19 protein-coding genes and 1 tRNA gene are annotated in these 23,438 nt (G+C 33.1%); 7 read left to right on the forward strand and 13 right to left on the reverse strand.

The features are described 5' to 3' along the window. Window positions 1–10: 10 nt before the first annotated feature. From EF513_RS00960 to EF513_RS00970, 3 genes are all read right to left on the reverse strand, one after another. Window positions 11–3,427, reverse strand: coding sequence for a hypothetical protein (locus tag EF513_RS00960; RefSeq protein ID WP_125215548.1), 3,417 nt, complete (start codon window positions 3,425–3,427; stop codon window positions 11–13). A gap of 76 nt (window positions 3,428–3,503) precedes the next feature. Next, the gene (locus EF513_RS00965; RefSeq protein WP_125215549.1) at window positions 3,504–4,043 is read right to left on the reverse strand and encodes a demethoxyubiquinone hydroxylase family protein; all 540 of its coding nucleotides are present in this window, start codon (window positions 4,041–4,043) and stop codon (window positions 3,504–3,506) included. Beyond that, entirely contained in the window at window positions 4,043–4,519 is a 477-nt protein-coding gene (locus EF513_RS00970) for a disulfide bond formation protein B (RefSeq protein ID WP_125215550.1), read from the reverse strand. Before EF513_RS00970 ends, EF513_RS00965 begins: the two co-directional genes overlap by 1 nt. Before the next feature lie 50 nt (window positions 4,520–4,569). On the opposite strand from EF513_RS00970, the gene EF513_RS00975 reads away from it, so the two are divergent. Together EF513_RS00975 and grxC are read left to right on the forward strand one after the other, a co-directional pair. Beyond that, window positions 4,570–6,141 (forward strand): lysine--tRNA ligase, encoded by a 1,572-nt coding sequence (locus tag EF513_RS00975; protein ID WP_125215551.1) that lies wholly within the window; start codon window positions 4,570–4,572, stop codon window positions 6,139–6,141. Window positions 6,142–6,227: 86 nt separating this feature from the next. After that, window positions 6,228–6,482, forward strand: coding sequence for a glutaredoxin 3 (grxC, locus tag EF513_RS00980; protein WP_125215552.1), 255 nt, complete (start codon window positions 6,228–6,230; stop codon window positions 6,480–6,482). Window positions 6,483–6,491: 9 nt separating this feature from the next. Here grxC and EF513_RS00985 read toward each other — a convergent pair. Beyond that, a tRNA-Pro gene (locus EF513_RS00985) sits at window positions 6,492–6,568 on the reverse strand. Window positions 6,569–6,634: 66 nt separating this feature from the next. Here EF513_RS00985 and EF513_RS00990 point away from each other — a divergent pair. The 3 genes from EF513_RS00990 to pyrF are packed head-to-tail and all read left to right on the forward strand — an operon-like array spanning window position 6,635 to window position 9,541. Beyond that, window positions 6,635–7,531: an aspartate carbamoyltransferase catalytic subunit gene (locus EF513_RS00990; protein ID WP_125215553.1), complete on the forward strand. Its 897-nt coding sequence runs from the start codon at window positions 6,635–6,637 to the stop codon at window positions 7,529–7,531. Continuing rightward, complete coding sequence (locus tag EF513_RS00995; RefSeq protein ID WP_125215554.1) at window positions 7,528–8,850, forward strand: dihydroorotase; 1,323 nt, start codon at window positions 7,528–7,530, stop codon at window positions 8,848–8,850. The genes EF513_RS00990 and EF513_RS00995 overlap by 4 nt, the downstream gene beginning before the upstream one ends. Further along, entirely contained in the window at window positions 8,837–9,541 is a 705-nt protein-coding gene (pyrF, locus tag EF513_RS01000) for an orotidine-5'-phosphate decarboxylase (RefSeq protein WP_125215555.1), read from the forward strand. The genes EF513_RS00995 and pyrF overlap by 14 nt, the downstream gene beginning before the upstream one ends. Window positions 9,542–9,743: 202 nt before the next feature. Here the strand turns inward: pyrF and EF513_RS01005 are convergent, their stop codons facing one another. Then, window positions 9,744–11,108 (reverse strand): hypothetical protein, encoded by a 1,365-nt coding sequence (locus tag EF513_RS01005; protein WP_125215556.1) that lies wholly within the window; start codon window positions 11,106–11,108, stop codon window positions 9,744–9,746. Window positions 11,109–11,474: 366 nt separating this feature from the next. On the opposite strand from EF513_RS01005, the gene EF513_RS01010 reads away from it, so the two are divergent. After that, window positions 11,475–12,269: a helix-turn-helix domain-containing protein gene (locus tag EF513_RS01010; protein WP_125215557.1), complete on the forward strand. Its 795-nt coding sequence runs from the start codon at window positions 11,475–11,477 to the stop codon at window positions 12,267–12,269. Window positions 12,270–12,536: 267 nt separating this feature from the next. Here EF513_RS01010 and EF513_RS01015 read toward each other — a convergent pair whose 3' ends face one another. From EF513_RS01015 to EF513_RS01050, 8 genes are all read right to left on the reverse strand, one after another. Beyond that, complete coding sequence (locus EF513_RS01015; RefSeq protein WP_125215558.1) at window positions 12,537–14,132, reverse strand: hypothetical protein; 1,596 nt, start codon at window positions 14,130–14,132, stop codon at window positions 12,537–12,539. A 773-nt stretch (window positions 14,133–14,905) separates the two neighbouring features. Further along, window positions 14,906–17,311 (reverse strand): DNA topoisomerase (ATP-hydrolyzing) subunit B, encoded by a 2,406-nt coding sequence (gene gyrB / locus EF513_RS01020; RefSeq protein ID WP_125215559.1) that lies wholly within the window; start codon window positions 17,309–17,311, stop codon window positions 14,906–14,908. Between the two features lie 185 nt (window positions 17,312–17,496). Continuing rightward, a complete protein-coding gene (locus EF513_RS01025; protein ID WP_125215560.1) occupies window positions 17,497–17,688 on the reverse strand; it encodes a hypothetical protein in 192 nt (63 codons plus the stop codon). A 93-nt stretch (window positions 17,689–17,781) separates the two neighbouring features. After that, a complete protein-coding gene (locus EF513_RS01030) occupies window positions 17,782–19,071 on the reverse strand; it encodes a hypothetical protein (RefSeq protein WP_125215561.1) in 1,290 nt (429 codons plus the stop codon). Between the two features lie 12 nt (window positions 19,072–19,083). Beyond that, on the reverse strand, window positions 19,084–19,263 hold the full coding sequence (locus EF513_RS01035; RefSeq protein ID WP_125215562.1) for a hypothetical protein: 180 nt from the start codon (window positions 19,261–19,263) through the stop codon (window positions 19,084–19,086). Between the two features lie 82 nt (window positions 19,264–19,345). Beyond that, window positions 19,346–20,509, reverse strand: coding sequence for a DNA replication/repair protein RecF (gene recF, locus EF513_RS01040; protein ID WP_125215563.1), 1,164 nt, complete (start codon window positions 20,507–20,509; stop codon window positions 19,346–19,348). Between the two features lie 9 nt (window positions 20,510–20,518). Next, entirely contained in the window at window positions 20,519–21,676 is a 1,158-nt protein-coding gene (gene dnaN, locus EF513_RS01045; RefSeq protein ID WP_125215564.1) for a DNA polymerase III subunit beta, read from the reverse strand. Window positions 21,677–21,841: 165 nt separating this feature from the next. After that, window positions 21,842–22,207 (reverse strand): thioredoxin domain-containing protein, encoded by a 366-nt coding sequence (locus EF513_RS01050; protein ID WP_125215565.1) that lies wholly within the window; start codon window positions 22,205–22,207, stop codon window positions 21,842–21,844. Window positions 22,208–22,376: 169 nt separating this feature from the next. Between EF513_RS01050 and EF513_RS01055 the strand changes: the two genes are divergently transcribed. Continuing rightward, entirely contained in the window at window positions 22,377–23,426 is a 1,050-nt protein-coding gene (locus EF513_RS01055) for an ankyrin repeat domain-containing protein (RefSeq protein ID WP_164503782.1), read from the forward strand. The last annotated feature ends 12 nt before the right edge of the window (window positions 23,427–23,438 follow it).

A 23,438-nucleotide genomic window follows, 5' to 3' on the forward strand; every position in this document is an offset into this window, starting at 1 on the left:
TAATTTCATTTTAAGCATCCGTTCTTGATATACTAGCTTTATCAGCTTCTTTAAACCTTTCTACAAAAGATCCTAAAGGACTAATAGAATCTAGAGCATATTGCAGTTTTTGATTTCCAAAAACACTCTGTTTACCTGAAAGATATTCATAACTATAATGTATATCAGTACGAGTTTGTTGCGGTTGGTTTTCTTGTACAGGTTGAACCGGCACCTCTATCTTCTCTTGCCTTAATGCATAGCCCATAGATTGTGCTTGTTCAGGATTATAATTTAATGATACATGAGATGCAACCCACTCAATTAGCAAAGCTGCAAACACTATAGTTGCCGGAGCGCAACCAACCATACTAAGTAATATCCCCCCAGCAATACCACCTAATGAGCCCCCAGCAGAAATAAGGTATGATTTCAAAAGCTCTCTTTGCTTAAATTTATTTAATGCATTTTGATCTTTTATGCTTTCCCTTTCTTGTGTAGTAAGATTTTCATTCTTACTTTCATCAACTATAGAATACCCTTTATTAGCAAAAATCTTAGAAGAATAATAAGCCACTATCCCACCAACAATTACCCCCAAGGCTAACGTCATTGGAGACTTAGCTAACAATCTAGGCAATATAGTAACAAATCCAGGCAACCTTTTAGATAACGGAGCTAAAATAACTCTACCCACCACTTTAATGCTTACCACAGTCCCTATAACAGAGAAAACTGTAACCATACTTACCGCCAAGTAACTAGCCCTTTTACCTATACTGTTTGCTGAATTAATCAGAACATTAGCAATAAATTTAATACATTTGTATATTACATAACATGCAGCAATTAATTGTACAATAGGGAACATAAAAGCCACCCCTAATAAAGGCAAGCTTAGCAGACCTAAAGCAATCGTACGTAAGCTTTTCAAAGGAGAACCAAACAGGACTTTAAACAAAGATGTTTTTAATATTTCAAATTCGATAATTTCTGCCACCTTCTTCAATACTATAACACTTGTTACAGAAGCTAAAGCACTTAGGAAAATAGTTGGAGCAACCAACACTCCTGCAGCCATCAACTGAGCATAAGTAATACCAGCGATAACTATTGCTAAAACTGCATAAATTGACTTATATTTTATCTTGCTAAAGAATAATGGATAAGTAATACGCGAATAAGATTCAAGCTCCTGTGTAATAAGATCAAGGGATCTAGAATTATTATTAGTTGAATCTGGCCTTATCGCATCTTTGATTTTCTTATCTCTTTCTTCAATTGCATCTTCAATCTTTTGAGTTCTATTTTCTAAATCTACAATGAGGGCTTCTTGGTCAAAATTTAAATGCCAAATTCTCATTAATAATGAATACCATCCACTATTTTTTATCTTTTCTATTTTTTGTACAAGTAAAGCTTCTTCTCTTTTAAGATTCCAATAGCTTTTAATATTACTTAATGTTTCTTTGGTATTCTGCTCTTCACCATTAGCATTAATAATATTATCTCTTATGCTCCATATTAATTGTTGATAATAATTTTTTTCAAACTCATCAACTGAATTAACTATCTTTTTCGCGTATTCAATATTTTTATCTGCTAAATCTTTATTAGTTTTTGTAAATCTATCGATCGTATTATTTGTTCTTATCATCTGCTCATAGCCTTGTCGCAAATAACTTAAAGCTGAATCAGAAGCGCTTATAAACTGGCCATTAGCATTCTTAACAATTTCAGAAGAAACAAATTGCGGATCATTTACTAATGAATCACAACTCATTGCTAGTTTAATTGCTTCATAAGACTGTCTAAGAATGGCATAATGCAATAAAGGATACTTATATTCAATAAACTGTCCTGGATGCTGTGAATCCTCTTCATAATAAATACAAAGCACCTTAGAATCTGGCTTTTTCTCTTGAAAGAGTTTATATAGAATTGCCAGGCAAGTTGGATTTTGGTTAATATTACGAAGTAAATCAGTATAAATATTAGTATTCTCATCTTGAGCTTCAAATATAAATGCAGGATCTAAGTGATCAAAAAATTTAACATTTTTTGATTTGCCACCAACCTTTATTGTGACTGTGCTATTAAATAACCCATCAATTTCAGCGTAAGAACAATTAACATTGGCAATCTTATCAAGTAATACTTCTCTTGCTTTCTCAAATGTTTGAACTTGACCCTCCAGATCATCTTCGGCATCAGTATCACTTCCTGCCTCAGAATATAAATCTGTATCAGGGCTCTCTGATACTTCTACAGAATCACTATTCTCACTTACAGCAACATTTTCTAAAATTGTCTCTGTTGTACTATTTGCTGCTGCAGGTGGCGTTTCTGACATACCATTTGTCTCTGTTGTACTATTTGCTGCTGCAGGTGGCGTTTCTGACATACCATTTGTAGCTTCGGCAGCTGATGTTGGTGGGTTCATGCCTTCCTCTTCTCTATATTTTTTTACTAATGCATCTACTCTCTTACTTTCTTTAACCGCTTTTTGTGTTACTTCTTTTATATAAATCCTTAATTGATTTTTAATCGTTTCATGCATAAGTACAGTTGAAATTTCTTTATTGTTTAACCCTTTACGCTGCAAATACTTGCGTATTTCTTGAGCAAATATATTTTTACTCACATTCTCTTCATAAGGATCTATTTCTATTTCCTCTCTATCATGAGCCTGCTTTTTAATTTTTGACAGATTGCCACTCAGATTTTTAATCTCCTGCTCAATTTCACTTAAAGGCCTAACTGCTGTTGTTGCTGATGAAGAAGCGGACTGCAGAGCAGGCTTAGAGGCCGCTGTCGGAGCTTGGTTTTTACTAATACTATGTATCGCTGAAGAGGGTGTTTTCTTTATCTGTTGTGGTTGGTTGATTAATAGATAATTTGCTATTTTATTATCAATCACTGGGTTTTGCATTACTTTGTTAGCTAGTTCCTCTGGTAAATGTCTTTCTGTCTTAAGATAATTTCTAATAACACCGACTATATCATTCCTATCTGATGTTAGATTAGAAAGCTTGTTACACACATCCGTAATTGCCACCTCAACCCGCGCTTCATTAAGAGCTTTAATCAACCACTCTTGTTCTATTGCTTCTGAATTACCAGTACCTTTACCCTCTCTTATTCCTGCTCTATAAATATCACACAAGCATGCAAGCGAACTATCATCATCTAACCCATTGTTTTTAGCAAGACTAATAAGAACTTCCTTATAACTTTGTAAAAAGCTTTGTTTTCTATATTCTTGCTGTGCATAAAGCTCAATTTTAGCAAATATTGTTGCTACTTTACTAAGGGTTTCTTCACTATATTTCCTCTCCATATTTGAAGTGTTATTTCCAGGCTGTACGCTGGTTTGCGGTGATTGGCGTAAGCTTGAGCTTGAGCTTGAACCTGAGCTTGAACCTGAGCTTGAGCTTGAACTTGGCATGTTATTACCATTAAATTACATTTGCCGCACAGGTTAACATAAAGTTAACATTTATTCAATATGTATATAATTAACATTAATATTTTTTTGCAATCCTAATCGCTATTTTGCTTAGCGTTTTAATTCCTGCATTTAATAAAGAATAGCATGGGGCTTCGGTTGCTCCTTCCTTGCGTGCAAGATCACGATGTTCTAATTCCTCTTGCCTAAATTGCTCCAGCTTTGCTGATAATGCTGGTGCATAATTTTTTAGCTCTTCAATTTGCTCGCTATAATGCTCATCAATTACTTCCTCTACTGCCTCGGTGCAAGCCATAGCTGCTTTTTCGCCTAGTAGACTAGTAGCTCTACCAAGCATATACCCACCTATATGCCATAATGGGGAAAGTATACTCGGTCTTACATTATGCTTAATTAATTCTTGCTCAAAAAACTGTAAATGTTCTAATTCTTGGTTATACATATGCTTTATTTCAGGGTTATCGCCTAAAGTTTTTAGTTGCCCTTCATATATCCTTTTAGCACCATACTCACCGGCATGATTGACTCGTAAGATTTCCTTGAGCTTGTGAGAAGTATTTTTATCACCTGGTAAATAATCATCAAATTTAACCATTAATAATTACCCCTATATTTTTTAAAAATATATAACATCATTAATCCTAAAGAATATAATAATGAGATATTAGAAAGCGTTAGCCCTAAAATTTTATCAGCCTGCTTACAACTCACTTGCGGAGCATTGCTTAAAATTGAATCTAAATCTAAAGCGGTATTAAGATCTATACTACAACTAAACCAATCACTAACCAAACCCAGTTCCAGTAAAGCTTGGTAGCCTGCAAGTAAACTCGAAAGCAGTAATACTATTATAATTAAATAATCCATGTTGTTATTTTTTTTTAATAATTTGATAATTATTATGCCAATTAAGCTTAAAAAGATGTAACGTTGCCACACACATAATTTACATGGTAAAAAATTAAAGCCATATTGCATTATAAGTACCAAGCCCATCGCCACAATAGTACTAGCTAGTGCTATTATATCCAGTCTAATTAAAATTTGCTTAACCAAAGATTTTATTGTCATAATTTATATATTTTGTAATATCTGTAAAAAATATCCTTAAGAGTATATCCATGTCAAACTTACAAAATATTTTAGAAAGTAGCAACTGCTGGCCTGCACAAGAAGCAAAAAAAATTTTAGAAAGAATCGGTAACAAAATACCTGCCAAAGGATATGTATTATTTGAAACTGGCTATGGCCCTTCAGGATTACCACATATTGGGACTTTTGGTGAAGTGGCAAGAACCAGCATCATCAGACATGCTTTTACTAAAATTTCTGGCATTCCAACCAGACTTTTTGCCTTTTCCGACGATATGGATGGGCTTAGAAAGGTACCGGATAATATACCAAACAAAGATATGGTTAGAACTTACCTTGGTAAACCTTTAACTTCTATACCTGATCCTTTTGGCACTCATGAAAGTTTTGGCCATCACATGAATAACCGACTAAGACAATTTTTAGATCAATTTGGCTTCGAATATGAATTTCAAAGTGCTACTGATTATTATAAAGCCGGTAAGTTTGATGCTTTATTGCTTAAGACTTTACAACATTTCGATGCAATCATGAATGTCATGCTGCCAACTTTAGGCGAAGAACGCCAGCAAACCTATTCTCCTATTTTACCAATCTGTCCTGAATCCGGCGAAGTTTTACAAGTACCAATCTTAGAGAAAAATGTAGCAAAAGGTACTATTACATTTAAAAACTCTAAAGGTGTTATTATTGAACAACAGGTAACCGGCGGTCAGTGTAAATTACAATGGAAGGCTGATTGGGCGATGCGTTGGTGTGCTTTAGATGTGGATTATGAAATGTATGGCAAAGATTTAATTCCTACTGCCGAGCTTTCAACTAAAATAGCCCGCATTTTAGGATATCAAGAACCAGTATTATTTAACTATGAGTTATTTTTAGATGAGAAGGGCCAAAAAATTTCTAAATCTAAAGGTAATGGTTTAAGCATGGATGAATGGCTTACTTATGCTCCCGAAGAAAGTTTAAGCTTGTATATGTATCAATCACCTAAAAAAGCTAAAAGACTTTTTTTTGATGTTATACCTAAAAATATGGATGAATATTTAATTTATTTAAATAAATATTATACTCAAGATCTTGTCCAGCAGGTTGAAAATCCAGTATGGCATATTCATCAAGGCAATCCTCCTAAACTTGAGCCGCATAATATCAGCTTCTCTTTATTGCTTAACTTAGCTTCGGTATGTAATCCTGAAAATAGCACCGTATTATGGGGTTTTATCTCTAAATACGCTCCAGATGTAAACTTGCAGAACTCCCCTATGCTTACTAAAATGGTGGACTTTGCTGTTAAATATTATAATGACTTTATTAAGCCCAACAAAAAATATCCTCTACTGCAAGAAATAGATAAACAAACCATTAATAATCTTATTACTAAACTTAGCAAATTAACTGCTACTGCCACAAATGATGAGATTCAAAATTGTTTATACGATCTAGCTAGAGAAGAAAACATTGAATCTAAAGACTTGTTTAAAACCCTTTATAATATGCTACTAGGGCAAGATCAAGGCCCACGCTGGGGAACTTTTATTGCCTTATTTGGAATAAATAATACAATTGATTTAGCAAAAAAGGCACTTGAAAGATCATGATAAATAATGCTTTGAAGATTGTTACTTTCATTGCTACAATTTTTTGTTTAATTAACCTAATGGAAGCAAAACCAACGGAGAAAGCTATGAAAGAAGTTTTAGTATATACTACCAATTATTGTCCATACTGTGTTAAAGCTAAAGAATTGCTGAAGATGAAAAATATTAATTTTAAAGAAATTGATTTAACAGGTGATGATCATGCAAGAATTGAGCTGGTAACTAAAGCTAAAGGCCGTAAAACTGTACCACAAATTTTCATTGGTGATTACCATGTAGGCGGCTGTGATGATTTACACACTTTAAATGATCAAGGAAAGTTGGAAGATTTATTGAAATAACTTTAGAAATGGTCGGGGCAGAGAGATTCGAACTCCCGACCCTCTGGTCCCAAACCAGATGCGCTACCAGGCTGCGCTATGCCCCGATACCCACTTAACTAACAAATCTCTTGAGTTTTGTAAAGTTATTTTTTCATAGGGAAATAAAATTTATGGGCTTAACACATTTAATTTCTATCGATGACCTTACCTTGCAAGCAATTAGCCAAATATTAAACATGGCTAGCAAGCTAGGAAGAGAGCCTAATAATTTCTTAAAAAATACCACTCTGTGCAATTTATTCTATGAGAATTCAACTCGTACTCGAGCCTCATTTGAAAATGCTGCAATCAAGCTTGGCGCTAAAGTAATTAATTTAGATATTGATAAATCTTCTGCTCAAAAAGGTGAAACCTTATTAGATACTATAAATAATTTAAAAGCCTTAGACATAAACTATTTTGTTATTAGGCACTTTGATAGCGGTATCCATAAAAAGCTAGCAAACCAAGTTCAGGACATTCATATTATTAATGCAGGTGATGGCTGGAATGAACATCCAAGCCAGGCCTTAACAGACGCATATACTATAAGTAACCATTTTGGCAGCATACAAGGATTAAATATTACTATCATTGGTGATATCATCCACAGTAGGGTAGCAAGGTCTAATATTAAGTTGCTTGGCAAGCTAGGTGCTAACATTCGCTTGGCGGCCCCTTTATCACTTTTACCCTCATCTCTGTCAAATACAAAAATTAAGCTATATAGCAACCTTGAGCAAGCTGTAGAAAATACAGATGTTATTATGTGTTTAAGGCTACAACAAGAGCGGATGAATAACTTATATATCCCCTCACTCAGTGATTATGCTCGTCTTTATCAAGTGAATCATCAAACCTTAAAATATGCAAACGACCGGGTAATTATACTACACCCAGGACCTATTAACCGTACTATAGAAATATCAAGCGACTTAGCTAACTCTGAGCACAGCCATATTTTACAACAGGTAAATAATGGCATATTAATTAGACAAGCAATTTTATTAAATTTGGAAAACTCATGACACAAAATTGGTATCTTCCTCATAATTCCCATCCAACAACCTTACTATATAATGCACGGATAATAGATCCAGCAACTCGTGCTGATATTATGGGTGGTATATTAATTAAAAATGGTCTGATTATCGATTTTGGCAAACATTTGTTTACCAAAGAATCGATAGAGGCTGAAATCAAACATGATATTCAGCAAAAATTGATTGTTCCCGGCTTGCTTGATATCCAAGTGCATTTTAGAGATCCTGGCCAGACACATAAGGAAGATATCATCAGCGGTAGTAAATCTGCGGCAAGCGGGGGAATTACCAGGGTGGTATGCCAGCCTAATACTAAGCCAGTAATAGATAGCCCTGCTACATTAGATTATATAAACTATAAAGCTAAAGCCGAATCATATATCCACATCCACAGTTATGCCAGCATTTCTAAAAATATGGAAGGTAAAGAACTTTCAGAATTTGCATTATTAAAAGAGCATGGTGCGGTAGGCTTTACTGATGATGGATTGCCTGTAATGAATGCATTAATGATGAGACGTGCTCTTGAATATTCTAAAATTCTCAATGTTCCTATTGCTCAACATGCAGAAGATTTAAACTTAACTAACGGCGGCGCTATTAATGAGGGAGTAGTTTCATTTGAACTGGGAGTTCCAGGCATTCCTAACGCCAGTGAATCTGTAATAGTAGCACGCGACATCGATTTAACAAGGCTAACTGGTGGTTATTATCACGTACTTCACGTATCTACCAAAGAGGCTATTAAACATATACAGCTAGCTAAAGCTGAAGGATTAAATGTCACCTGTGAAGTGGCTCCTCATCATTTTTTACTTACTGATCAAACGGTACTTGAAAAAGGTACGTTAGCTAAAATGAACCCTCCTTTAAGAAGTGAAGAAGATCGCTTAAACCTGATCGACGCCATCAAGCAAGGAGTAGTAGATGCTATTGCGACCGATCATGCACCGCACGACGCTGCAAGTAAAGATCAACCTTTAACCCGTGCTACATTTGGGATTGTAGGGCTTGAGACCATGCTACCTTTATCTCTTGAGTTGCATTTTAACTACGGAGTTGATTTAATTGATCTGATATCACTCATGACCAACAAACCAGCCGAGATTATTAGAGTTAAAGCTGGCCAAATTGCCAAAAACTATCCTGCTGACTTAACGGTGATTGATCTGGATTTAGAGTGGACTATAGAGGCAAAAAAATTTGCATCTAGATCAAACAACACCCCTTTTGACGGTAGAAAAGTTAGAGGTAGAGCTATTAAAACTTTTGTGAATGGACATTTAGTTTATGAATTTAATTAAGCCTAACAATCCTATACTTCTTGCTATTGACCATACTGAGATTAGCACAATCGAGCAGCTTATTACCCAGACTAAAGACTATATTGGTGGGATTAAGCTAGGACTCGAATTTTGGAACAAATATGGCAAGGAAGGAGTCCAAAATCTTATCCAAAAACATCATAATATACCTTTATTTTTAGACCTTAAACTACATGACATACCCAACACTGTTTACAAGGGCTTAAGCAACGTAATGGAGCTTAATCCATTGCTAATAACCATTCATGCACTAGGCGGAGCTAACATGATTAGCAAGGCTAAAGAAGTCACAAATAATACACAAACCAAGCTAATTACAGTAACTATTTTAACTAGCTTAGATGAAGATGATCTGGCTTCTTTAGGTATGAAAGATATTGAATCCCAAATCTTAAAACTTACTGAACTAGCACTAAATAATGGCGCAGATGGTATTGTTTGCTCTCCTCAAGAATTATTCATGATTAGAAAAAATTTTGGCCAAGATTTTATTATCGTAACTCCTGGGATCCGAACTTATGAGGATATTGGGCCTGATGATCAAAAAAGAGTAATGCCCCCTAAAGAAGCATTGATCTTAGGTAGCACTTACCTAGTTATTGGTAGGCCAATTACTAACCATCCAAATCCTCAAGAAAAAGCTAGATTAATCTTAGATTCTTTAGCCTAGATTAAGTTTCGTGAGGGATGCTGAATAAATTAAGCGTAGCACCGAATTAAAAAAAGAAAAATCTTATACCATTTAACAGAAATACAAAATAAAGCACTTAACCTAAAATTTTACAGCATTACTCTCTAAAAAACAGTAGAAGAGCCACATAAAGATCTAATCTTTTACAAATTTACCTACCTAACTGCATGGTAATATTATTCTATTTATGATAACACGTATCATTTTTTATATTGCCTGCCAGGTTATACAAAAGGCTTTTACTTTGTGTAGCAACATTACTGATCGTTGCTGCAAAAGAATAAACCTTTGGGCTTTTTGCTTGAACAGAAAATTGTCCTGAAGGATTAATCCCGTCGATTTTGTTACGAGCAAAGTAAAGCAGAGACTCTATATCCAATAAAACCATACAATTATTAAAATATTCCCTAGCACTTCTCTCCCCGCATTCTATCAACGGCGGAAAATCGCTTCTTATGCTTTTTATAAATTGCTTAAATTCTTTTTTCTTATTTGTATAGATATATCCCATTAATATATTAAAACTCTTATCTACCCAGTTTGGGTTAAAATACTGAACTTGTTTGTTAATATTTACTAAAAATTGATATAATTTTCGTTGCTCAAGCTTTAATTCATCGATGTTTATTGGTTTTATTTGGTGGCTATCTTGCTCAATTTCTTCAGATATAGAACAAATATGTTCAATCATAACTTTAAACTGTATAATTTTCTTTGATGATACCGCCCTCATTATATCATTCATTGCTACGACTTCAGAAATTATTTTCTCTTTGCTACTTGCAATTTCATGAATAGTATCAACCACCTCTTTTAAATCAATTTTATTAAAATTTACAAAAGGATTGTAGTAAGATCCCTCAACTAAATAACATAATAATGACAAAAGGTTATTTGGTTTATTTATTATACGGTCCTTGCTGTTATAAAATTTTCTAACACCACTTTTACGAAACTGGAAACAACGTTCAAGGTCAATTCGAATAGACTCACCTTCATTATTTACTAGAAAATTTCTGTTATTGGCATCTGACTCACCAAACAGCAAAGAAATTATGCTATCTCTTCCTAAACCCTTAACTATCCCTGGCCCTTGATAATCTTCCAAATTTTTACAATCAGGTATAAGCTTAGACACTACGCATATATCATTCTCTAAATCCGGTATTAAAAAATTCTCTGCCCCATTAAGATTAAATAAATTACGATATAACCTAGCAGTAAATACTTCTATCTTAAAGCCAAGACGCATAGACTCTAAATAACGTGGATAATGCTTGTTATCAAAATCTTCTTGAAGTTGCTTAAAACTTTTACCCAATATTCCAGAATAATCAAAAAACACATCTTCTTCATTATACTTAATTTTTAATCTAGGATAATAAAGTTGGTGGTACAGCTCTTCTCTTGTTTGCAATTTTTTAATTATATATTTATTGCCAGAATTATCACCTTTGAGGGTATAAATAAAAACCCTATCTTCATTATTTTGAATTGAACCAACTTGTTCAAAATCTGCAACATTTGATCGGCTTACACCACTCATAAATAATCCCTCCTTATTATTGTTAAGCAACCTAACTAATAATATAGTAACCGTATTATAAAAAAACCAAAAATGATTCAATAATATTTAAATAGGAAGCAGGCAGATGGTTATAACAACTTAAAATTTTCAATTACCACTTATATTTATATGCTACTTATCCAAAATTTATTAACTTACAAAGTCTAAAATATGTTCCCAATTTAGCTCTCAGCTAATAATTCTCTCTTATTTTGATGAATTTTATCCAAATAATCTAAAATTATTAAATTTTTTATAAAAATTAAAATTTTATACTTGATTTAATAAAAAACGCTTTTTAAGATTAATAATACAACAGTTAAAAAAGTAACTTAGGTATAACAAATGGCTAGCCTACCAAGTGAACAACAACATCGAGATGAAACGTCATTAGATGAGCAAGAACTTGGCATTCTTTTTAAACAAAAAAGAATAGAGAAAGGACTTTCTATAAATGATATAGCTAAAGCCACTAAAATTAACAGCAAGTATATTAAAGCCATTGAAGAAAATAATATCAGTAGGTTAGTAGAGGCAGTTTATAGGTATGGTTACATTAAAAGTTATGCAAAATATTTTAATATCAATATAAAGTTTTTTATTTACAATGATTTGCTTCCCTCTCCACCTAAACCAATAGAACAGCAATCAGAAATCATTTTAATTAAAGAAGATTTATCTACTAAATATATTAGAAAAATATTGCCTGTTGCATGCATATTAGTTTTTATTTTATTTTACTTTGCTTACTATACTATAAAAACTAAGGACTCTAAGGATATAGTAACCCTTCTGGAACAGAAATTGGCTCATGATCTTGCCTTAATGAGCAGCTTCCATCACGGCTTCACTCCTGCTAAACTGGATCAAACTGAAATATTCCAAAAAAGTGATGAAAACGAATATGTTGTAGTAGCCAATGAATCGACTCGTCTTAAAGTATTTGACCAAAAAAGCAGGCTAATTATCGAGAAAAAAATTGCTCCAGGCGAAGTATTATTTTTACCTATTGAACAAAAATTATTTGTAAACTCCAAGACTGATGTCAGCATGTATGATATCAAATCCTTAGAAACTTTTAATCCTACGGCAGTAATTCTTGATAAAGAATATAAAACTTATTTTGTAAAAAAGTTTTAAGTTAAGCTCCTTATCTAGATAAGGGCTATTTTAAGCGATTTTTCAGTAAAAAGCTGGCTTGCTTTGTAGTAATAGTAAGTATGTTTCAAGCAACCAATAAACATTTATAGCTAGAAAAAGCCGAAACAGCCCTATAGCATGATAAATGCATAAACCAAGAACCAACATTGAGGCGGCCTTCTCTTAAGGTTGCCAGCTGGGCTTATTAGCCTACACCTTGTATCATTAGTCGCTTCACATATATTTTTATAAAGCTTTCCTCTAATATTAGTAGCGTACGTGCACTAGCTGGGAATGCTTTTCATCTTCAACTAAACTGGTATAAGTTCTCTTGTGCTTAGATAGCACCTCTTGCTTTTTACTGGAGGGAGCAATTTTAAGAGATTCTTTACTACTAACAAGGATTAAGCCATCAATGTCAAACTTAACTGACTGAGCTGGCTTCTGTTTCATTAGTGATGATTTTCCACTTACTCTTGATGACGATTGAGAGCACGCATTAACTGCGTCTTGAGGAATAGGCGGAATTAATACTTCTTGCAATACTTCTAAACCTTCAGCATAAATTGTATAAGGATCAGCAAAAAGTAAACTTTTTATAGTTTGATTGTTTTTTCTATAAGAGTAAAGATGGTTGGTTGTTTCTGCAATAATATATACTAACCTGCCTAGCTTCTTTAATGCTGCTTGCTTAGGTAACTCAAAATAATAATATTGATTTTCTGCTAGATAGGCTCTTTGCTGGGCACTTGACCTAGGCAATAATAAATTTAAATTTTTGGATTGCAACACCTTAATTCTAGCTTTAATAGAATCCAGTAATAACTTTATTTGGTCTACTTCCCCTTTTAATATATACTCTCCTATTCTATTAATGGTTTTGGTTGGCCAATCTAAGTCAATCATTCTTAAGTATTTTGAAATCTCAATCAAATATTGCTTTATCTCAAAAAATTTTGGATAATAATCCTCATTAAGTTTAGAATAATCAAATGCTATTTCAGGCTTAGAGGATAAACTGCTTTGCCCAATCCTTTGTAAAGCAAATAAAAACTCACTTAATCTATTATGATAGCGATTAAAAATAGTTAAATCTTCAGGGTTAGCAGTAAGTGTAGGAACGATATTTTGTAAATTATATATTTCATGATTATTACTACTGATTAATAATAACCATTTATTTATTTCTTCTTGATCTACAAAATTTAAATAAAGAGTATATTTTGCTTCTGTCATAATCAAGTTTCGTTTGTTTAAAAAATATAACATACAAAACACACTATCAAAGTAGCTTGCATTAAATAACTGTGTTGATTTTGCACCGGAATTCATTGCCGTGTTATAATCAAAAGCCCAACCAAAATCAATACGCGTACTATCTGTAACCAAACCTTCTTCATTAAAAATTAATAAAAAGTTTCCTGGATTACAATCTGAATCGCCAAGTACAGCGCTAGCTATTAAATCTCTGCCTAATCCTGGAATATAGCTTTTTCCATTACTTGTTTTAGGTAATTTAATATGGCTTGGTTTTTTATACAAAAAATCTTGTAATGAAATAGAATTCTTTTTTATCTTACTATAAAATTTTACTTCTTCCTCATCACGTAATATTAATGTTTTAGGCGCATGAGGGTTAAAAATTTTTCTATAAATTCGTGCAACTAGGTTTTCTACTCTAAATCCTGTTGCTATACTTTTTTTTCTTCTATCACTAATTTCAGGAGAAACATGTTTAGTTAAAAACCTTTTACCTTTATGCTCTTTTAAACGAACTATTGAACCAGGAGCCACACCATCTGGCTTTTTATCATCAAATTCAAAATCATATACGTTTAATTTATCCAGCTCTATTTTGACCAACTTATTACCCTTAGCTTACATCTTACAATAATAAAACTAAGCTAATAAATTACCTTTAATTTTATTATATAAACAACCCATTAAACAACAGGCATTATTAATATTTTATTACCATTTGTAAATGACTATTTTAATATCAATAACAAAATGCTTTGTTTGATATACTAGATTAACTTAAATTTAATTATATTGACAAAAACTTAAGCTATAAATAAGTAGGCTAGGTTATGGTTTACAAAATTCAAGCTAGTGCAATTAACAAAATATAGACCGGCTTTTTAGATTTGGTTACATCCTATATAAGTAAGTGTAGATGAAAGATATTTAAATATGCCAGTTTAGGATAAAATAGAACTTTAAGCTGTGACGAAGAAGAGATAGCCATCATAAAATTTAATCTATACTCTTGGTACAAACTAATAAAATAAATTGGCGTTATACCACCAACGGCTATCCCCCAAGCCTATACTGTACAAGCTTTGTTTTTTTAAAGTATATAAATACCACCATTACGGGAGTTTTAAGGGCTCTTTAAATAGTCCAGATTTTTTTGATGAGCTTATTTCAATAAGGCAATGATTGTTCATAGATTAAAAAACCTAAACTACATTGTAACTGGGAATAGATGAATTGACCCTATGCTGTTTTAAGAACATTTAAGAAAATCAGTCGAGCTTCTTATATTTACAACAAGCAAAGAAAATGAAAAGGCGGCATATTGGGTAATATACCGCCTTACAAACAATAATATTATTATATAATAAGCTTAGCTTTTATATATCAATATTCTCTACTTTTAATGCATTTTGCTGAATGAATTCTTTTCTAGGTTCAACAATACCACCCATCAGCGTAGTAAACACCTCTTCAGCAGTATCATTACTATGAACTTTAACCTGTAGTAGCGTTCTATTCTGTGGATTTAAAGTAGTATCCCATAACTGATCAGCATTCATTTCCCCAAGACCTTTAAAACGCTGCATGCTCACACCTTTTTTAGCGTTATCAAATACTTGAGTAATAAAGTCTGATGGAATTTCAACCGCGCAGCTAAATGATTTACGCGTATACATGGCCTCACTTTCAAAATAAGCTTTAATCGGCTGATAAAGTTTAAGAATATCACTCACCCCGATTTGCTCGCATAATTCTTGATTAAAATTAAAATGATAATCTTTCCCATTTAGTACATAACTAAGAGCTACGTGGTTATCTTTAAGCTCAACTACTGGCAATGGTTCATAATTCATTTGTACTGCTATTTGATTAAATCTAGCTTGTTTAGCTGCAAAATTTTGCTGAGCATTTTCAAGTAGTCCAGATATTACCAATGCTTCTAACAGTTGTTTTTCTAAATATTTTTGCTTAAATCCTATATAGCTATTAAATTTGAAGATATTTTTAATAAAACTTTCTAACTCGACAGCTTTCAATTGATTAGAGCTCGCTTTCACCTCAGCATCTTCAGTTACTACACTTAAGAGATAAGCTTGTAATGCTTGCTCATTTTGTAAGTATCTTTCGCTACTACCGCGCTTTAATTTATATAATGGCGGTTGGGCTATATACAAATAGCCTGCATCAACTACCTCTCGCATATGACGATAGAAGAAAGTTAACAACAAGGTTCTGATATGTGCACCATCCACGTCTGCATCAGTCATGATAACAATTTTATGATATCTGGTTTTGATAAGGTCAAATTCTTCTTTACCAATACCGGTACCAAGTGCAGTTATTAAAGTTCCAATCTGATCGGAGGATAAAATTTTATCAAATCTAGCCCGTTCTACGTTAAGGATTTTACCTCTAAGTGGTAAAATAGCCTGGAATTTTCTATCTCTACCCTGTTTAGCCGAACCACCTGCCGAATCACCCTCTACTATAAATAGTTCACTTTTACTTGGATCTTTTTCCTGGCAATCAGCTAGCTTTCCCGGAAGATTAGCCACATCTAATGCCGTTTTACGGCGAGTTAATTCACGCGCCTTACGTGCTGCTTCCCTTGCAACTGCGGCCTCAATCACTTTACCGATAATAATTTTGCCTTCAGTAGGATGCTCTTCAAGCCAACGTTCCAGCTTTTCTGAAACCATATCTTCTACTACAGTTCTTACTTCCGAACTCACCAATTTATCTTTAGTTTGCGAAGAAAATTTAGGGTCGGGAACTTTCACGGCAACTACTGCAGTCATCCCTTCTCTAGCATCATCACCATTAATAGTTACTTTTTCTTTTTTAAGTAAGCCGGTTGAATTAGCATAACTATTAATTACCCTGGTTAATGCTGATTTAAAGCCTATTAAGTGAGTTCCACCATCATTTTGACGGATGTTATTAGTAAAAGTTAAAATATTCTCATGGTAGCTATCATTCCACTCAAGAGCTACTTCACAATAAATACCATTGCTCTCACCACTCACTTTAATACAAGGATGTACAGCGGTTTTAGTACGATCTAAATATTTAACAAACTCTTCTGTTCCGCCTTCATAATAAAATATTTGTTCATGAGCTTCTTCTTCCCGTAAATCCACCAGTTTAATTCGCACTCCTGAATTCAAGAAAGCGAGCTCTCTAAATCTTTGCTCCAGCCTACTTCTTTCAAAAATGATATTTGAAAATATTTCCGTTGATGGCATAAAGGTAACAACAGTTCCTTTGTTACCGCCAGCGTCACCCACTACCGTTAAAGGAGCGTCAGCCACACCATTGTGGAAAGACATAAAATATTCTTTCCCACCACGATAAATATTAAGCTTAAGCCATACAGACAACGCATTAACAACCGAGACACCAACCCCGTGTAAACCACCTGATACTTTATAAGAATTATGATCAAATTTACCACCAGCATGTAGCTGAGTCATAATTACTTCAGCTGCCGAAACCCCTTCACCTTGATGAATATCCGTAGGAATACCACGGCCGTTATCACTAACGGTTATTGATCCTTCTTTATTAAGAATAATACTGACTAAATCGCAATGACCAGCCAGTGATTCATCAATTGAGTTGTCTACCACCTCATAAATCATATGATGAAGCCCAGAACCATCATCAGTATCGCCAATATACATTCCTGGACGTTTACGAACCGCTTCTAAACCTTTTAATACTGTAATAGAGCTTGCAGTATATTCTTGTTCCATCTTTGGTACTGAATTTGAGTTTGTCATAGAACCTTTATTTAATTAGTGATCTAACAGACTTTATTGTATAACCCACATAAGCAGTAATTTTATAGTCAAACTTAGCCTTGGTTCCATAAATACTTTTAAGCATTGGGGGATACTCATCTAAGTTCCTACTAAGACTTTATTGCCTACTTTTAAGTTATGCAAATGGCCTAATATTTGTGCGTTTAAGTTACAGCATTTTTTGCCACAATGCTAGCATTTTTAATCTCAAAAAACTCAGCATTAAAACGAATCATACCCCAAAAATCATCATCAGTACTAGTTATCCAACTTTGAGCTCCTAAAACTTGCAAAGTATCAAGTAATGCATGACGTTTATTACTATCTAAATGCACCATCACTTCATCTAACAACATAATAGGTGCAAAAGCCCAAATGCTAAATTACTAACTATAGCAATAAGAATAATATAGCCACTTTAGGTTCTATGCACTTAGATTAAGTAGACGCTACCTTGTAGAAAGTACACAAGCAGAGTTAATCATCTGCTCAACGTTACTCCTCTCTCTTTTACTAACAACATAATCACGCCAGCATCTTTGAATTTTAACAATTTTAGCAGTATGGTCTTGATATTTATTATCTATCTCCAATTCAAGTTGCGCCCTTTTTTTTAAAACTAATGCATAAATTCCTAATTGAAAATTAGCTAATTCTATTGGTGGTTGTTCATACCCTAGTAAGCTTTCACCACTATCATTTTTAACATAAGTTTGCTGCCTTGAAAGAGCAGTGACAAATTCATTTATAAACTGATGTCTTCCTTGATAAAGCTCTCTTAAGCCCTCTAATGCTTCTTTCGTTCTGCTTGATAGTTCCATCCTAGGCTCCTGATTATTAATAATAGATTTTAGCGCTTCTAGATGCTCAGCAGGCTTATCTACAAGCTCATCTTCTATTTCATCAAAATAATCAAATTCCAGCATTGATTTTAATTGTGCTAGCGAGCCACTATCTATAAAAGGAGAAGTAATTAGCTTACGCGTGAGCATTGCTTTAATAAATTTCCAATTTTTGGTTTTTATTGCTATATCTAATATTTTTTTCCAATAAAGATAACTGCTTTCCTTATCCAATTCTGGAGTATAATCTAATAACATGTTAGCTAAGTCGAATGTTCTGAAAAGTAAAGCATGACAGAGAGGTGGTAATGCCTGCCGATTACTTTTTATCTCTTGCGTTAATAAGTGTGGGCTAATTGCTAAAATAGCTCTAACAGCTTCCACTTTAAAATGGCAAATTATCGCAAATGAAAGCACATTAAAATCATTTAAAAATATATCTACAAATTCATTGCTACGTATAACAAGCTTAATGGGTATTACTTGATCAAGATTTATTAATTGTTTACTTTTAAATAAGAGAGCAAGACTTTCACCATAATTAATCAAAAGAAACTCAGGCAATGGCCTGCAATATGCTCTATCAAAGTGGAAAGTCTTGCCTTGTAAGCTAGACATAAAGGTTAAAAATATAGAACGTACTTTATCATCAAATTGCTCTTGAACCATTTTTTCTCTTAAACATTCTAAAACTATATACAAAGAAGATTGATGATTAAGTAAATTAATCCCGCGATCAATTATGCCATCTACTATCATACTTAGCTTTTGATCTAAAAACTCAGCCGATATACGCGGTAAAAATAGTTTTCGCCATTCATTGTTACATAAACTATTTCCATACATTATCATATGTTTCCAACCATCATGTTTGTTACCTATACCCTTGATGAACAAGGCTCTGGCTACTTAAATTTGCTTATAAACATACGCCCACTCCAATAACGACATACCATTGTTAAGATTGATATTATGAATTTCACTTTCAGGCAGATCGTTGATTGCTGCTATAGCTCTCTCACTATCACCATTTTTCATACAAGCTACTATATAACCAAAAATCCCAGGAGTAGAGCTATCAGATTTCATATTATTTTGTCCCTACTATCTTAAGAAGAGATTCATTCAATTTTTAAGTATTACAATAAATTTAAAAAAATCTTTTAAAAAGCTAGGTCGGATGCTTGATTTTACCATTGCTAATCTCAAAATATTCTGCTTCGAAATTGACCATACCCCAAAAATCATCATCAGTACTAGTTATCCAACTTTGAGCTTCTAAAACTTGCAAAGTATCAAGTAATGCATGACGTTTATTACCATCTAAATGCACCATCACTTCATCTAACAGCATAATAGGCGCAAAACCACTTTGCATTTTTTTAGCAAAAGCCTGAAATAAAATCAGTGATAATACCATGGCCTTTTGCTCTCCAGTTGAGCAAAAATTGATCAACCTATTGAATTCATAATGATAAATTTCCAGATCGGTTCTATGTACCCCAAAAGTAGTTTTACCTGATAATTGATCAAGCTTGCGATTTTTCTTAATTAACTCTAACAACTGTTCTTTATCAACTTGTTGCTGTTCAATGAGATCTTCTACATTACCTTTGATTTTAAGATAAAGCTTAGGAAATGGAATATCTAACTTACTGATAGTTTCATTGATTAAGTTCAAAGTATGAAGGCGATTATGGGCGATTTGATAATTTAGCTCTGCTAAATCTATTTCAATAATCTCAAGCCATTTTTCATCTACTCTACCCATTTTAAAAATATGCTGACGTTCTTTCACCTTCTTTTCATATTGCAGCACTAAAGAGGCATGATTAGAATAAAAATTATATACCATCCGATCAAAAAGCCTGCGTCTATTACCACTACTTTCAAGTAGTGATTGCTCCAGTTGCGGGGTAAGCCAAATAATATTTAGGTAATTGCTAAGCTCACTTGCTGTTTTCAAATGCTCACCATTGACCTTAATAACCCTCTTTACTTTACCTTGAATATTAATTAACCCTGTACCGATTTGGTATTCCTCTTCCTGGGTTTTAACATGAGATGAAATTAGCCAATTATGTTGGTGATCACGTTTTAATTCATTATTATCTACACTTTTAAGCCCTCTTCCAGGCATTAATAGTGAGATAGCCTCTAAAATAGAAGTTTTGCCTGCTCCATTATCACCTTTAAGGAATACTGGAACTGGCCTAACTACTAAAGATAGAGTTTGATAATTACGAAAATTCTCTAAATAAAGAGAAGTCACCGCATGCAAAACAGTGACTTCTTTATGATAGGTATGAGTAGATTCTTGCTCGTAAGTTAACACAAGCTATTATTAGTTACGGGTTGGCATAACGATAAAGCGCGCTTTATCTTCTTTTTCATCATTATCAATAATACACACGGCTGAATAGGCATCGTTAAAATTAAAATTAATTTTATTACCTGAAATAACAGCAAGTATATCTAAAACATATTTTGCATTAAAGCTTATGTCAGTTTCAGGACCATTATAATCAATTTCCAGCTCCTCTTTAGCATTACCATGCAATTCGGAATATACTGAAATAATAATCTTATTAGGAATTATACTAAATTTAATATTTTTAGTTTTATCATCCGCCACCACTATCATTAGCTCGATGGTTTTTTTAAGTTCTACCCGATCAAGAATAATTTGATTTGGGGAAGTTTGCGGAATGACCGAAACGTAATCCGGGAATTGCCCATCTATCAGCTTGCTAATAAATTTAATATTTTCAAATTCCATTGAAAATTTTGCCGCAGAAATCTTAATCACTATATTACCAGTGAAACCTTCAAGCAGCTTGTTAATCTCCATAACTGATTTCTTAGGAATGATAATACCAGTAAAATTTTGCGCTCCTTGGGGTAATAATACTTTCGCTTTAGAAAGGCGGTGCAGATCAGTACTAACTGCTGCTAAAAATCCTTCATCATTATGAAGATAAATACCATTTAGATAATATCTAGTTTCTTCTTGAGAAATAGAAAACTGTGTAGATTCTATCATATATTTTAAATCAACTGCAGGCAGCTCAAACATTGAAGAGTAATCATCCATACTGATTAATGGAAAATTTTCAGCGTTTAAAAACGGCATTTTAATATTAAACTTACCCGCTGAAAGCTCAACAATTGGATTAGGAGCATTTTTAAGCGTAATATTAACATCATCATCTTTCTTAAGCTTACGCAAAATATCAAAGAGAGTTTGTACATGAATAGTAATTTTACCAGCTTTTCTTACATTTGCTTCAATAGTTTCTGAAGCTAAAATATCCATATCAGTGGTGGTAAGCGTTAGAGTATTATCCTCATTTGCTTCAATTAAAATATTACCCAAAATAGCTATAGTATTTTTCTTCTCTACTACTCCTTCCAGGTGAGAAACCGCAGCAAGTAAATTGCCTTTAGAAATTGAGAAATCAATACTTAAATCAAGGTCTAGTAAATTATCCACCAGTGTCATGGTTGAAAGCCTCTTTAATTGATAGTTAGTTAATGCATATAACTTTAAAGCTTATATTTATTTTGTAAAAAGTTTTTTTGTTAGATTGTAATTAATTAGCTGATATAGCTTGAGCTCACCACTAATTAATTATCAATGTTAAGCAGTGATATTTAAAAAATAATCTTATTTCTCAATAGCTTCTGCATCCGCTTGGTTAAATATAAATTGGGTAAGTTTTTCATTCAAATTATTTTTAGGAATAGTAAAAAATTGATTTGCCTGCGTAGCATTGTCAGTAGCTAAGATTCCAACTGTAATACTTTCTTTCGGGCACACACTTAAACAGCTAGTTAATACTGCACGCAATTCTTTAGGATTACGGTTAACATTAATTTCTTGCTTTAATTGCTGCTGTAATTTAAAGGAGGGATTATCTTCTTTGCTCGTACTATCAGTCAATTTTTGCCCACATTTTTCACATACCAAAATTAATGCACGATTTATCGGCGCTTCAATTTTATTAATATATTTTATATCTTCATTATCCATCTTATTCTCCCTTTCAAATGATATATATATTAAAAGCACGTCTATTCAAGAAATCTTATAAATTAACAGTTCTTAATTCTTACATAATCAAAATTTTTACATGTTGCTAGCTTGATAGGTTTTTTTATGTCATAATAGTTAAATATTTAACTATTATTAGATGATTAAAATGAGTAATTATCGTACTAAAATTTTATGTTATGCAGTAATAAAGAATTATCCCTGGTTAGCTTGGTCTGCTATCAAACTAGGTGCGGATATTGATGTTACCACTATAATAGACAATAATCGAACCCCTTTATATTACGCAATAGCAGTTGGTTATACTGAGATGACCAAAGTTTTATTAGAGCAAGGTGCTGATCCTAATGCCCGAGATGTCAATAATGATACTTCATTACATCTTGCAGTACAAAAGGGTGATATTGAGCTAACAAAAGCTTTATTAGAACGAGGCGCTGATCCTAATGCTAAAAATAACGATGAGCACACTCCATTATATAGACCAGCAAATCTTGAGATGTTAAAAGTACTATTAGAACAAGGTGCTGACCCTAATACCAAAGATACCCTTAAGAACACTATATTACATCATACTGCACGTTATTTTCTACCAAGATCAAATATTCTAACAGTATGTAAGGAATTACTACTAGCTGGAGTTAATCCTACTCTACAAAATATACATAATAAAACGGCTGAAGATTATCTGAGCGAAGAGATAAAGGAAAACTATTTAAGTTTTAATCAAGGTATAGAACAAAAAATAGCAGAATTTAAAACACTTAATATTAATGAAGAAGAACTACATAATGCAGTTTTATTTCAGGATATACGCCCAAAAATTGCTCAAGCTTATGCCTTACTTCTCAGCGGTATTCATAATATTATAATTAACAGGCTACAAAGCGAAATAAACGAATTAGAAGGTAGAGAAGACCAAGTTGAGTTATTGCAAACCAAAAAGGCAGAAGTAAATCAGGTGCTCAAACAAGTAGAGTTAATTAATCAAAATAAACTTAAATTTATTACTACTAATTACACCAAAGAAGGAATGCTAATTCCCTTAGATGTTGCGCGCCATAAGATTGTTTCTTTTTTAGATGAAGATACTACAAAATTATTACTAACTCCAAAATCTAAGATAGCGCCCACCAAAGCAACCCATGAAGAGCGCCTTCAAGCTAGCAAAAATAAAGGTAACAGCCAAGAACTATAATACCAATTAAAA

This window comes from Rickettsiales endosymbiont of Stachyamoeba lipophora (assembly GCF_003932735.1).
Taxonomy (GTDB): Bacteria; Pseudomonadota; Alphaproteobacteria; order Rickettsiales; family 33-17; genus RICK01.